The following is an 11648-nucleotide window of genomic DNA, read 5'->3' on the forward strand; positions in this document are numbered from 1 at the left end:
TGCTACAGCGCTGGATATGCCTTATTGCAAACACTGGATGGGATGGGAGTGATTAGTACCAACTTTGTAGAAACGAACGCACAGGGTGCTCTTTTGAGCAGCTACTGGTCTCCCAATAAAGTTGCAGTTATCTTAGGAGGCGGCTTTCTTGAGCTCTTTATTTTATTATTACCCTTCGTTTTCTTGAGCTCATGGATACTTGCCAGAAAAAAAGGTCTCATCATTTCTTTTGTACTTATTATAATTCCAGGGCTATTATCACTCTTTCATCTTCTTCCAGCTATCCAGTGGTTACCATTGACCTATGCAATAGGAGGTACAGGTGTGACAGGTAACGCGGCTGGACTCGCAAGCCTGAGTTTCATTGGGCTATTGTGTGGCTGGATCATAGCCGTAATCATTAGCGATATTTTTTCTACAGGAGAAAAATTCAGACAGTGGACAGATATTTTTCTCATTCTGACAGCAGTTGGTAACGGTATTTTTTGGGTATCAGATAGAGAGGTTGCTGTCGGTAAAACGGCTTATGAGGAAACAATTACAGACATTAATGATGCCGCCAAATATCTTCTTGTTCAGGTGAAAGACTATAGCCGCATGTGTGATAATAACAGGCTTTACGAAATGTCATCTTGTCAGTGGGCATCGTACATTCAAGAAACGCTAGAAAACATTGCCGGTACAAAATCATCTGTTATTGAATATGTTATGCCTGAAAATATTGACACCTTCTACAAAATTCCTGAGTATTATAGTAATCAAGTATCTCCGGAGAAAATCAGACAGGAACTTCAAGACTATAATAAAAAACTATGTCCAAATAAGACTCTTTCAAAAACAATAACACAATTGCCATCACCTTCTCGATGGTGCCAGACCCCACCCCCAGCTTACTGCAATGCCATTCAAGAGGGAAAATATAAAACAGGCATGTCAGACCGTTTCGCTGTCGCCAATGAGTGTGTAACTACATCATTATTAAGGTACCGCCAAGTTTTATTAAAAGAACAAGCTCGTTTATCCTTAAGTAAAAATGCCCCTCATTATAGATGGATGTGGTTTATTGCTATGTCTTTTTTTATTGGTGGGAAAATTGCCAATGTAATGACAAAAATAGGTAATGTAGAGAATCGTCTCATAACTGAGAAACATAGAGTTAAATTCATCCTTCTAAAAACATGTGGTTTTATTGTGCGTACATTAATAAGATGTACCATCTTATGTCGAAAAGTGTTTTTTTCAACGATCAATTATATCAAAAGATTGAACAAAATAAAGCATGATACTTAAATAGAATAGTGACAAACACTCAATTGCAAGGTCATTCTTTGTGTTGAATGATTAAAGAACAAGGGGTACTTTCTCCTGTACCCTTGGAGTTTATGTTAAATGATACATCTGAATCTACTGTGGGGATTCACACTAGCGGCAATAGTGTTTTGTACTCAACCGTTTATACAATAGCATCCATGACTAATTGAGCGTAGAGCTCAGTAATCTTATTAATTATCCACTTATTGAAAGAATTCGTGGATCGCTCTTGCCGATAAAATCAGTGAATGTATTGCTCTTGGTGATAATGCCATTGAGAAAAATTACCAACCAGCCATCCCATTAAGGCTAGCCGATTAACTTTAATTAAACGGATATGGCAAACAATTCACATGTCATTACCAGGGTTGATTTTTGAGTAGTAAAACAGCGTAATCCTTTTCTACCAATTTGCATCCAAGAAACTTGCTCATCATTGCAGATCAAGATATATACAGCCCTTCCACAATAATAGTTTAGGAAAGCAATCATACCTTTAGATTTAAGTGATAATTTAGTGATAGGTAAACATCGGATTTCAGACACAAAAAAAGCCGCCCATGAGCGACTTTAATTTCCATACCTGGTGCCGAAGGCCGGAATCGAACCGGCACGCCTCGCGGCGGTTGATTTTGAATCAACTGCGTCTACCGATTTCGCCACTTCGGCACTGAAGGGTATGCGGAAAACGTTGTGGATTATACCGTTACCCCCTGTTTCCGCAACCCTTATCCGCAGGCAGTGGTGCAACTGCTGAAAAAACCGTCTCTTGGGTTCTCCGGGACACTGTGTGAAATCCTTGTCAGAAATTCTTCACTCACCCTCGCCCGCTGCAAAGCACTCACGTCAGCCATCATGTTTCACTGGCATATCAAAAGCTTTACCCCGAAACAGGCTTCACATCCGTTACTAGCGTGGGCAGATCCCAGGTGCCGCCCGCATGGATATAACGACACATACCGGTCCCGCCGTCATAGCTTTTGCGGAAAGTCTTGCCGTCCCATACCCAGCTTTCCTGGCTCATACAGTCCCCGATACCCCGGCCTTTCTGCACATTGGTAATCTCGCCCTTGTCGTAATCCGATCCGGAAATGGTCACCAGCACCGGCTTGCCTTTGAGTTGGTTATCGATGACCCAGTAGCCATATCCTTCGTTATAAGCGGCACGCCAGCAGAGCGCCGAAAGCAAGGCGTGTGTGTCGTCCAGTGGCGTAAGCGTGAGTCCATCGGTTTCCGGATCACTGTTTTCTGCAGGTGAATACAGGCTGTCGCACGTGTCATCGTCATTGTGATTGACCGTCGAAAGCAGTCGGGTTTTCAGTGCGTCGATTTCTGGTGCGGTCAGCAAACGGGGTTCGCCGCTGAGGGTTTTTGCCGCCTGAATAACCGGTGCGGGCACAGCCTTAGCCACGCTGCTTTCCGGCTTATTGCCCTTTTTGGTGAGTGCACCTGGCGTGCCGATACGGCCCTGCACGTCGTCCGCTTTCAGCAGCACGGCATAAGCGCCCTCGCCGGAAAGCAGGAAAGGCTTTGTGCCGCCTTTAAATTCGACTTTACCGCTGCCTTTGACGGCGCTGATTACCGCAGCGGTCTGGCTGGCCGACATTCGCCAGTTGTCATCAGCCGCCACCAGATCGCCAGCTGATTTTCCGTTGATCCACAGCGTTAACTTTTCCGCCGGTTTGCTGTCATCTTCGGTGTCGCCCAGCGTCACCTCTCCCACTGTCTCCGTTCCAGGTCCAGCGGCACGGGTGAGCAGGATGGAGCCGGAGGGATCTTCTTCTTTGGCATAACCTGCAATGCGACAGGTCAGGGTGTTATCACAAACAACTTCCCAGTCTTTGTGCTCAAGCGTTTTTCCGCTCTGGGCGGCCTGAGCCGACAGGGAGAACGCCGCCAGCACGAAAAGCATCGGTTTACAGTTCACTTTATTCCCTCAGGTTGTATTTCTGATATCAGCACAGGTGTCACTCTTTCACCATCGGTGTGAGGGAACCTAAAGCCATTGTTAATCGCCGACGGGCTTTGAAAAAAGGCTACGCCCCGTCCTGGGCGATGCGCCTATCGGGTAACTCTCTCTTTTTTGTTAAGCGCTTCAACCAGCACGCTATGCAGCTGGCCGACAGAGAGATCGCGGATGACAGGCGCAGGAATACCGCGCAGTCGTCTGCAAAGATAAACAATGCCAAAAAAATCGATGCCTTCACTATGGAAAAGATATTCGTTTTCTTTCAGAAAGAACGCCTTCCTGAAACCACCTTCTTCTGCAGAAAAGCTCACGCCGAAAACTTTTTCGGCCTCCTCCAGCAATTCAACACCATCATCGCCGGTAATCCCCAGATCCTTTTCCAGCCAGGTATTTTCATCGATTATTTCACGTCTGCATCCTGCAAAATCTCGGACAAAAGCGATAACGTCAGCTAATGGGGGTTCCATATCTTTGCTCCTGCTAAAGCGCTCCGCACTATCCTGCCAATTTACAGTCGTCCTAAGGTCATTTCCTGCACCTCAGCCGCTGGATTGGCCTCTTTCACGGCGGCAAGAAAACCGGCAAAATCCCGATTAAAAAGGGTGTAGTTGTTCAGGACTCTGAACTCCCTTTCGGTGCTATAAGACCCGGTGACATAACGAACCAGCCATACCCGGCGACTGCTGACTTCAGTTCCGGTAACTTTTATCCTGATAATATTTTCCAGCGGAACTTTGCAAAGCGTTTCGCCTTCACGCTGCTGATACAGGAAGTCGCTGTCATAGTAATAATCTTCCGTGTTCATGCCCAATTTTTTCAATATCGGAGTATTAGCCGATATCTTTTTCATCTCGCCAGGAGAAGGAGGAGGCCCTTTTTTAAGGGGCAAAGGCCTGAAGAAAGACCAGATGAGCAAAATGAAGAACGCTAACGACAGCAGTGGAACGATAAAAGAAAAAATCTCGTGCATGTAAATGTCCCTGTCTGCGCGGAGATTTCCTGATTATATCGAAGAAGATATGACGCCGTTATCAGTTTTTACCGCCCTGCCCGCTCATCTTTCAGTGCACTACGATCTGTCTGACGCGTACCAGCGACAGACATTGCTGCGCACCTGCCGCACAACTGAGTTGCCTGAATAAATCCGGCTATGGCCCAACGTTTTAGCCTGAGTATCCTCCCTCTACTTACCTCTCACGCTGATGTTGTCTTGATTGTCTTACAGCGCCTGTTCGCCCTTAGAAACGCCCAACTCCTCCCCACCTTTACGGTTTACATTTACCTGCATTTGTTATGTGATCCTGTTACGTAATTTTTTCGAGCTGTCTCGCAAAACAGGATCCTGCATGCGCTTTTACCAGGCCGATCCCCGCCTTGAAAACTACTGGCGCGGCGTTATCCTTTTTGGCAAAAATGTCGCCTCCTATAAATTTGCGCTTGCTCATGCGCTTTATGACCTGAAGCAGCCGGACAACGACCTGATTACGCTGGAAGCGCTGGCCGTGCCTTTTGTGCGGCATTTGTGTGCCCACCTGCGCCATGCACCAAAGCAGATCACCAGCAAAAGCAGCGAGTTTCTGGAGGCATGCAGACAATTCAACGCAGGCGAAATCAGCGAAGAGCAGTTAATTGCTATTACCGTTAAGCGCGGGTTCGCTAACGTCATCGATGCTTTTCATAATGTGAATCACGCCGAGATCGACAAACGCTTTTTCCTGGATGAACGGCGAAGCCATAAAGGCATTAGGCTTACGGATAACTTTTATCAGCTGACGGAAAACGAACAGTTTGCCAGTCTGAAAGCGGAAACGGATGCCAGATGGCGGCTGGTAGAAGAAGCCTGGGCGATGAACGTTTCACATAACCTGATTGCGGTTGATTATGACGATAATGACAAGATGCTTTTCAGTCGCCAGAGCGGTCGGCGCGTCACCATTACCAGCTGCCGCAGCAGCCTGAACGGCTACCAGAAAGGCCGGTGCTTTTATTGCTTCCGTGCCATTGGCGTGACGGGTGGCGAAGAGAACCTAGCGGATGTCGATCACTTTCTGCCGCTGATGCTCAGCGAGCAAATCGGCAACCTCAACGGCGTCTGGAATCTGGTGCTGGCCTGCCAGACCTGTAATCGCGGTTCCCAGGGTAAATTTGCACGTATTCCCTCAATAACACTTTTGCAGCGACTGCATGATCGAAACGAATACTTTATTAACAGTCATCTGCCACTGCGGGAGACGTTAATCCGCCAGACCGGCGCAACGCCGATGCTGCGGCACAGCTTCCTGCAAAACAGCTGGGATACGGCAAAATTTTCTCTGCTCCACGAATGGCAGCCAGCGGCACAGGGAGACAGCCTGTTTTGAACAATGAAGATTATTACCGACAGAACGCTCAGCGGTTTTTTACCGATACGGTAAGCGTGGATATGTCTGCGCTTTACCCGCCTTTTATTGACTGCCTGCCGCCGGGCGCTCGCATTCTTGATGCAGGCTGTGGTTCAGGTCGTGACGTTAAAGCCTTCAGCGAAATGGGTTTTGCCGTCGAAGCCTTTGATGCCTCGGCGGAGCTGGTTGCGCTGGCCCGCCAGTTATCCGGAAAGCCTGTAGCGCAGATGCGCTTTCAGGATGTGGATGCGGTTGAAAGATATGACGGTATCTGGTGCTGCGCCTCGCTGCTGCATGTTTCCGAAGCTGAACTACCCGGCGTCATAACAAAACTGGCAATGGCGCTGAAGCCTGGCGCCGTAGGGTATCTCTCTTTTAAATATGGCCGCGGCGAACGGGAAAAGGATGGGCGCAGATTTACAGATATGGATGTGGCTGGCTTACAGAAACTGATAGATGGGGTTAATACACTTGGCGGTGACATTCTGGCTACAAATAAGATAGGGATAAAAAGAGAGGCTGGCTCTGAGGACGCAGCGGTAAATAGGTTCGCCCTTGAAACAGAAACAATCTGGCAGACCGGTGATGTACGAGCGGGACGTGGCGACGAAGTCTGGCTGAATGCGATTATCAGGAAAAAATAACGCAAAAGAGCCAACCTCTCGGTTGGCCCCTTCTTGCATCTTGCATGCTCAGCATCGGGCATCAGCGGTGCCCATTAGCGCCTGTTGTTGTCAGGATAAGCGCCTCAATGCGAGTGGTCGTGCAATTTATTCCCGACCTTATCCTTCACTTCGCTGGCTTTCTCACTCACCTTCTCAGTCAGGCTCTCTTTGTGGTCACGGTTATGCACCCCTGGTGACTGCGTGCCTGCTGCGGCGGTCGCTGGTTTTACCCCTGCGGTCGTACCCGGCAGCTCGCGCTCCAGACCACCTCGTGCATGGTCGATATCCACTTCCTGACGACGCACCGTGTCGTTAATGGTCTCGGTACGATCGCTGCCGTCGGTACGTACCACTACTTCTTCTTTCACGTGGGTCGTTTTGTTGATTACCGGCTGCTCATGGGTCTCAGCGACCTCGACGGTTTTCTCGGACCAGTCCACTTCACCAGCCAGCGCGGGTTCATTCACCGAACGGCGGAAGATGTCAGCGTGCTGCTCATGCAGCGAGATGTCTTCAGATACGGTATCGGTCACGGTATAGCGGCGTACGCGGGTGGAGCCTTCGCTCACCAGACGTTTACCCACTTCTACCTGCTCTTCGGCCAGACGCAGAATATCAGCTTCGCTCTCATCACCGGTCAGTGAGGTGCGTCGCGGTTCAACCTGGCGGTCGTTGGTCTCACCGGCAAACTGCTTACCGGCCGTCGTCGGGTTGATGCCCGGCGCGGTGGTGCCATTCTCAACCGAGCTTTGCATACGTGACGGAACGTCCACCGAGTCATGAGAATGGAGAATGGTCATGGCGCGAGCCAGCTTCTCCTCCTCAGTGCGGATGGTCAGCACTACACCGCCCTTGTCCATCGCTCTGGTGTAAACATCGGCCTGCTCTTTATCAACGGAGTGACCAAACAGACGCTGCCAGATGCTCGGATGGCGGATAGAGTGTCCTTCCTCCTGCAAACGTTCTCCACTGATAAGACTGATGTCCCGATCAGAAAAGCCTGCTTTCACGAGATTTCTTTTCGCGGCCTCTGCCTGAATTGCAGAATCGAACAGTGTTACGATTTTTTCATGTGCCATGATAGGTTCCTCTCTGTTAGCTAATTTGATCGTCATCTCTTTCAACGTTCACCTGCTGCTCACGTCGGGTCACCACCTCCTGAAAAGGAACATTCTCCTGCACTTTTCGGATGTGGATCTCCTCTTTAAGCACCAGCTTTCTGACGATTTGGATTTCTTCCTCTACTACCGGGACAATCAGTACACCGTTCTCTTCCCTGATTTCGGGCATCGTTTCAACAGGTTGCGCTTTCGCTACATGCTCAACCTCAACCTTCTCCCGGTTAAGCAGTGTACTGATGACCTCGTCATGCTCAGTTGTGGAACGGGTAACACGGACATTTCCATCCACAATCTTTTGCTTCGTCAGGGCTATTTTCTCTTCAGCGAGTTTAAGCGTGACCTCTGCATTATTATTGTGCTCTGGCTGTCCAGCCATAATATCGCTCCCGTTAAATTAAATATCTACCACAACTGCCTGACACAGTGATTAAGCATGAACACTCTGGCTGATTTCGCAAGCCGGAATAATAAAAAACTCCGCCAACTAAATTGAATTACGGCACAGAAAATCGTATCAAAAAACAGCAATCTGGCTTAAATCACCGCTACGCTAAAAATTAAAAATAACTAAAATACAATAAGTTATATTAATATGATTTCGCAGGTAAATATTACCAGACCAGACGCAAGCGCTTAGAAAACACGCTATAAGCAAAGCGGTAACTTTAATTTAAACCAGGACAATTCCTGATAAAAATCGTGAGGATATTAAATAATATTTCCGCGGGATGTGCTTATTACTGCCTTCAGTTAATCACTTCACAGAATAATAACACCCACAAGCATCTGAATATTTTATCGCTCTTATTACAGAAGATTCCCAAAGTGCTATTTAAGACGCTTTTTATAAAAGGAAGTCAGGAACTTTCTGCCCGTCAGCCTTTCTTAGGAAAACTGAATAAGCACATACCGAGGTTGAAATGAAGCAAGCACAACGCAGTGCGTGGGGATGGGGACTGGCGGCACTTCTGGTCGCAGGCAGTGCATCAGCGGCAAGCTGGCAGGATCAGCTGAGCAGTGCAGCGTCACAGCTCAGCCAGCAAAACAACGGCAGCAGCACCGGCACCACGCAGCAGAATGGCGGCATGTCGCTTTCTACCATTACCAGCATGCTGGGTGGCGGCGATAAAGCGGTCAGCGCCAACAGCATGACCAACGCCGCTGGTGTGATGCAGTACTGCGTCGAACACAACGTGGTGAAAAACAACGTGCAGTCGGTCAAAGACCAGGTGCTGAGCAAGCTCGGTCTGAACACCACCACCGCGCAGGAACAGAAAACCGATTACACCCAGGGCGTGGCCGGTCTGCTGAATACCGGTAATGGCCAGCAGTTGAATCTGCAAAGCCTGAGCAACTCGCCGATGGGTGAGAAGCTGAAAACCAAAGCCTGTGATGTGGTGCTGAAGCAGGGCAAAAACTTTATCTCCTGATCTCCTTCCCTTCTCTCTCCCCTCTCTGCTCTGAGGGGAGCGTTAAACGCCCCCCATGCTGTGACGCCTGACATTCCCTTAACCTGGGGTTGAGCGCTATAGTGTTGTTTTGATTTCTACAGGACAGCACGCATGAAAGGCATCAACATCGCACTTTACTTCGACCCCGATCAGATTCAGGCCTGCGTTCACGAACAGGACGACAGCTATGTCACCAAAAAATTCGAGTATGACGATGGCGTGATTGAAGAGATCTACCAGTGGCTGGAGCAGTACGAACCCAAACGTACCCACATCTGCGTGATTGAAAACGAAACCGCCGAGCTGCTGGCCGATGAGCTGGTCGACAGCGGCTTTCGCGTCCATCAGGTCACCATGCATCAGCTGCTGAGCTGGTTCGCTACCGAGCCGCCTTCCACGCCAGACGGCACGCCGATGCGCGCTATGCTGCGTTTCCTGGAAGATGAACATCCGCGTGAATATGAGTCGCGCACGCCGCAGACCGAAGCGCTGATGGAGATGTTCGACGAGCTGGACGCGCTGGAGATGGTGGATGACGCCGACGACGAAGACGCGCTGCCAGGCGATCTGCTGCGCGCCATGAAGAAGCACAAAATCACCCCCAGCGCTGCGGCCCAGCGTCTGCTGCCGGACATCAATGAGCGTATCCGTGAGCATCTGATGCAGTATCCCGAACTGATGACGCCTGAAATCCTGCAGGACTTCTTCCCGGAACTGCTTGAGGCGCTGGAGCGTCCGAAGCACTAATCACCACGGAAAAGGCGATTTGTCATGCTGGAGTTAATTAAAGCAGTCAGCCTGGGGCTGGTGGTGATCCTGCCGCTCGCCAATCCACTCACCACCGTGGCGCTGTTTCTGGGGCTGGCGGGTGAGATGAACTTCCAGGAGCGCAACCGACAGGCGCGCCAGGCTTCTATCTATGTCTTCGCCATCATGATGGTGGCGTGGTACGCGGGCAGCGCGGTGCTGAATACCTTCGGCATCTCCATTCCTGGCCTGCGCATGGCGGGGGGTCTGATCGTCGCCTTTATCGGTTTTCGGATGCTATTTCCGGCTAAACCTGCCGGCCATTCTGTCGAAGCAAAGCAGAAACTGGATGAGCTGGATGAAGCCAAAGAGCCAGTGAATATCGCCTTTGTGCCGCTGGCGATGCCGAGTACGGCGGGGCCAGGTACCATTGCGATGATCATCTCCTCTGCCTCGACGGTAAGAAGCGGCGTCGACTTTCCGGCCTGGGTAATCACCGTCGCGCCAGTGCTGATCTTCCTGCTGGTGAGTCTGATCCTGTGGATTTCACTGCGCAGTTCGGGTGCCATCATGAAGCTGGTGGGTAAAAGCGGCATTGAGGCGATATCGCGCCTGATGGGATTTTTACTGGTCTGTATGGGCGTGCAGTTTATCATTAACGGCGTGCTGGAAGTGGTGCGCACCTTTCACTAATCCGGGATTTCCCCTCTCCGAACGGGCAGAGGGGAAAGCTCGATTACTTCAGCGTTTTACGCACTTCAGCAACCTGATCTTTGCTCACCGCTGACGCGGTGTTGCTCCAGCCCTGGCGAATAAAGGTCGCCAGCTGCGCCACCTCTTCATCACTCAGACGCTGACCAAAGCCTGGCATCGCCAGTTTCGACGGGGCCTTCGCGGTGGAAGGCTGCTGTGCGCCGGCCAGGATGGTGTGGATCAATCCGGTTGGATCCTTGGCATTGACAATCGTCGCCTGATCCAGCTCCGGGAAGATCCCTGGCGCGCCTTTGCCGGTCACGAAGTGACAGGCACCGCAGTTATCCAGATAAAGACGCTCGCCTTCGCTCAGGTTCTTCGCGGCAGTGAGTTTCGCTTCCGTTGCCTGCTGCGCCTGCACGTTGTACGCCTGCAATGGCGGGTTGCCGCCCAGGAACTTCAGGTAGGCCGCGATGGCTTTGAGATCGGCGTCGGTCATGTGTGAGCTGCTGTGCTCAATCACCGAGGTCATCTCGCCGCCCACCGCTGCTTTATCGTTACGACCGGTCTGCAGGTAATCCACCACTTCCTGCTCGCTCCAGCGTGGCAGGCCACGCAGTGACGGCACATCCCAGTTGTTCAGGCTGCCGCCTGCCAGGAATTTATCGTCACCGCTATCCAGCGCTTTCTCATTCATGCCCAGACCGCGCGGCGTATGACAGCTGCCGCAGTGGCCCAGACTCTCCACGATATAGGCACCGCGGTTAACCTCTGCTGACGCACCACCAATCGGCTGAAACGGCTTATCCGAGGCGAACGCCCAGTTCCAGAAACGCATGCCCCAGCGCTGGCTGAACGGGAAGCTCAGATCGGTTTCCGGCGGCTGTTCTGCGCTTGGCTGCACGCCTTTCATGAAGTAGACGTAAAGCGCGTGGATGTCGGCATCACTGATTTTGGCGTAATCAGGATAAGGCATCGCCGGATAGAGATGCGAACCGTCCGGTAATACCCCTTTGCGCACTGCGTCAGAGAACTGCTGCTCGCTGTAGTTGCCGATGCCGTGCTGCTTATCGGGCGTGATGTTGGTGGAGAAGATGGTGCCAAGGTTCGACTCAATCGCCAGCCCGCCTGAATAGTCAGGCTTGCCAGGCAGTGAGTGGCAGGCCATGCAGTCGCCCAGCCGCGAGAGATATTCGCCCTGCTTAATCAGTTGCGCTTCATCTTCGGCGTGAACCGGCAGCGCAAATCCGCTGGCTAACAGCACCGCGTTGGCAAAGATAAAAGATTTCAGTTTCAGCTTATTCATGCGC

Annotated in this window: 12 protein-coding genes and 1 tRNA gene; 6 read left to right on the top strand and 7 right to left on the bottom strand. The window is 50.7% G+C overall.

Annotation, left to right across the window (positions count from 1 at the left end):
- The first annotated feature begins 24 nt into the window (after nucleotides 1–24).
- Complete coding sequence (locus ACXKZD_RS16765) at nucleotides 25–1290, top strand: hypothetical protein (RefSeq protein WP_235188739.1); 1266 nt, start codon at nucleotides 25–27, stop codon at nucleotides 1288–1290.
- Nucleotides 1291–1895: 605 nt separating this feature from the next.
- Here ACXKZD_RS16765 and ACXKZD_RS16770 read toward each other — a convergent pair.
- The 4 genes from ACXKZD_RS16770 to ACXKZD_RS16785 all read right to left on the bottom strand — a co-directional run bounded on the left by ACXKZD_RS16770 (nucleotide 1896) and on the right by ACXKZD_RS16785 (nucleotide 4250).
- Nucleotides 1896–1980: transfer RNA gene (locus ACXKZD_RS16770), tRNA-Leu, on the bottom strand.
- A 211-nt stretch (nucleotides 1981–2191) separates the two neighbouring features.
- Entirely contained in the window at nucleotides 2192–3223 is a 1032-nt protein-coding gene (locus ACXKZD_RS16775) for a DUF1176 domain-containing protein (RefSeq protein ID WP_488982092.1), read from the bottom strand.
- A 149-nt stretch (nucleotides 3224–3372) separates the two neighbouring features.
- Nucleotides 3373–3747, bottom strand: coding sequence for a hypothetical protein (locus tag ACXKZD_RS16780; RefSeq protein ID WP_488981750.1), 375 nt, complete (start codon nucleotides 3745–3747; stop codon nucleotides 3373–3375).
- A gap of 41 nt (nucleotides 3748–3788) precedes the next feature.
- Complete coding sequence (locus ACXKZD_RS16785) at nucleotides 3789–4250, bottom strand: hypothetical protein (protein WP_050679771.1); 462 nt, start codon at nucleotides 4248–4250, stop codon at nucleotides 3789–3791.
- Nucleotides 4251–4626: 376 nt separating this feature from the next.
- Here ACXKZD_RS16785 and ACXKZD_RS16790 point away from each other — a divergent pair, with 376 nt between their 5' ends.
- Both ACXKZD_RS16790 and ACXKZD_RS16795 read left to right on the top strand, forming a co-directional pair.
- Nucleotides 4627–5640, top strand: coding sequence for an HNH endonuclease family protein (locus tag ACXKZD_RS16790; protein WP_488981751.1), 1014 nt, complete (start codon nucleotides 4627–4629; stop codon nucleotides 5638–5640).
- Nucleotides 5604–6305: a class I SAM-dependent methyltransferase gene (locus ACXKZD_RS16795; RefSeq protein WP_488981752.1), complete on the top strand. Its 702-nt coding sequence runs from the start codon at nucleotides 5604–5606 to the stop codon at nucleotides 6303–6305. Before ACXKZD_RS16790 ends, ACXKZD_RS16795 begins: the two co-directional genes overlap by 37 nt.
- Nucleotides 6306–6409: 104 nt before the next feature.
- Here ACXKZD_RS16795 and ACXKZD_RS16800 read toward each other — a convergent pair whose 3' ends face one another.
- Entirely contained in the window at nucleotides 6410–7405 is a 996-nt protein-coding gene (locus ACXKZD_RS16800; protein WP_033770902.1) for a YsnF/AvaK domain-containing protein, read from the bottom strand.
- A 16-nt stretch (nucleotides 7406–7421) separates the two neighbouring features.
- Nucleotides 7422–7823 (bottom strand): DUF2382 domain-containing protein, encoded by a 402-nt coding sequence (locus ACXKZD_RS16805; protein ID WP_187511274.1) that lies wholly within the window; start codon nucleotides 7821–7823, stop codon nucleotides 7422–7424.
- 544 nt (nucleotides 7824–8367) lie between these two features.
- Between ACXKZD_RS16805 and ACXKZD_RS16810 the strand changes: the two genes are divergently transcribed.
- From ACXKZD_RS16810 to ACXKZD_RS16820, 3 genes are all read left to right on the top strand, one after another.
- Nucleotides 8368–8877 (top strand): YjjA family protein, encoded by a 510-nt coding sequence (locus ACXKZD_RS16810; RefSeq protein WP_010671770.1) that lies wholly within the window; start codon nucleotides 8368–8370, stop codon nucleotides 8875–8877.
- A gap of 132 nt (nucleotides 8878–9009) precedes the next feature.
- Nucleotides 9010–9645: a hypothetical protein gene (locus ACXKZD_RS16815; protein WP_488981753.1), complete on the top strand. Its 636-nt coding sequence runs from the start codon at nucleotides 9010–9012 to the stop codon at nucleotides 9643–9645.
- Between the two features lie 24 nt (nucleotides 9646–9669).
- The gene (locus tag ACXKZD_RS16820) at nucleotides 9670–10338 is read left to right on the top strand and encodes a MarC family NAAT transporter (RefSeq protein WP_010671772.1); all 669 of its coding nucleotides are present in this window, start codon (nucleotides 9670–9672) and stop codon (nucleotides 10336–10338) included.
- Between the two features lie 43 nt (nucleotides 10339–10381).
- On the opposite strand, the gene ACXKZD_RS16825 is transcribed toward ACXKZD_RS16820, so the two are convergent.
- Nucleotides 10382–11644, bottom strand: coding sequence for a c-type cytochrome (locus tag ACXKZD_RS16825; RefSeq protein WP_061703582.1), 1263 nt, complete (start codon nucleotides 11642–11644; stop codon nucleotides 10382–10384).
- Nucleotides 11645–11648: the final 4 nt, after the last annotated feature.

It is taken from the genome of Pantoea sp. ABR1s, from assembly GCF_057812235.1.

What these genes read in the sequence shown, in the direction of transcription:
- ACXKZD_RS16775 (WP_488982092.1), bottom strand. Translation starts at nt 3,223, where the DNA reads ATGCTTTTCGTGCTGGCGGCGTTCTCCCTGTCGGCTCAGGCCGCCCAG.
- ACXKZD_RS16825 (WP_061703582.1), bottom strand. Translation starts at nt 11,644, where the DNA reads ATGAATAAGCTGAAACTGAAATCTTTTATCTTTGCCAACGCGGTGCTG.
- ACXKZD_RS16820 (WP_010671772.1), top strand. Translation starts at nt 9,670, where the DNA reads ATGCTGGAGTTAATTAAAGCAGTCAGCCTGGGGCTGGTGGTGATCCTG.
- ACXKZD_RS16805 (WP_187511274.1), bottom strand. Translation starts at nt 7,823, where the DNA reads ATGGCTGGACAGCCAGAGCACAATAATAATGCAGAGGTCACGCTTAAA.
- ACXKZD_RS16780 (WP_488981750.1), bottom strand. Translation starts at nt 3,747, where the DNA reads ATGGAACCCCCATTAGCTGACGTTATCGCTTTTGTCCGAGATTTTGCA.
- ACXKZD_RS16815 (WP_488981753.1), top strand. Translation starts at nt 9,010, where the DNA reads ATGAAAGGCATCAACATCGCACTTTACTTCGACCCCGATCAGATTCAG.
- ACXKZD_RS16795 (WP_488981752.1), top strand. Translation starts at nt 5,604, where the DNA reads ATGGCAGCCAGCGGCACAGGGAGACAGCCTGTTTTGAACAATGAAGAT.
- ACXKZD_RS16810 (WP_010671770.1), top strand. Translation starts at nt 8,368, where the DNA reads ATGAAGCAAGCACAACGCAGTGCGTGGGGATGGGGACTGGCGGCACTT.
- ACXKZD_RS16790 (WP_488981751.1), top strand. Translation starts at nt 4,627, where the DNA reads ATGCGCTTTTACCAGGCCGATCCCCGCCTTGAAAACTACTGGCGCGGC.
- ACXKZD_RS16800 (WP_033770902.1), bottom strand. Translation starts at nt 7,405, where the DNA reads ATGGCACATGAAAAAATCGTAACACTGTTCGATTCTGCAATTCAGGCA.
- ACXKZD_RS16785 (WP_050679771.1), bottom strand. Translation starts at nt 4,250, where the DNA reads ATGCACGAGATTTTTTCTTTTATCGTTCCACTGCTGTCGTTAGCGTTC.